This is a genomic window from Aeromonas aquatilis (assembly GCF_054052405.1).
Map to the genome: position 1 here is coordinate 1 of NZ_JBSTYP010000162.1, position 555 is coordinate 555.

The 555-nt window shown below is 63.2% G+C and carries 1 protein-coding gene; it reads right to left on the minus strand.

Annotated features, from left to right (window positions below; genetic code table 11):
- Window positions 1–555, minus strand: a 555-nt coding sequence (locus ACW5W8_RS23800) for a substrate-binding domain-containing protein (RefSeq protein WP_498630879.1), incomplete at both ends; no start/stop codon positions are given.

The window sequence follows — 555 nt, forward strand, 5'->3', positions numbered from 1 at the left end:
GCTGCCGCAGGATTGGCGCACCACCAGGGAGGGGGGCAAGATGATGCTCTTGGCCGGTTCGTCATTGCCGGCAATCCGTTCGAGCAGCAGTTCACCCGCCTTGCGGCCAATCTCCCGCGCCGCCACCGACACCGTCGTCAGGGCGGGCTCTACCAGCGCGGTTTCCGGAATATCGTCAAACCCGACCAGCGCAAAATCCTGACCAATTCGCCGCTCCTGTTTGCGCAACGCCAGCATGGCGCCCAGTGCCACTATGTCTTGATAACAGACGGCAGCGGTGACCTCCGGATGATGCTCCAGCAGTGTTGTCATCGCGAGGGTGCCTTCCACCCGGCTGGCGCCGCAGCTGATGATCCACTCCGGTTTGGCAGTGATGCCGTGTTCGAGCAACTTGCTCATATAGCCCCCGAGGCGCTGGGAGCGGCTGATGGAGGTGGTTGCCCCCCCGATAAATGCGATGTGGCGGTGGCCGAGGCGGATCAGATGCTCGGTTGCCAGCTGGCAACCGAGAAAGTTGTCGGTGCCGACGAAGTCGATCGCCACATCCGGCACCGG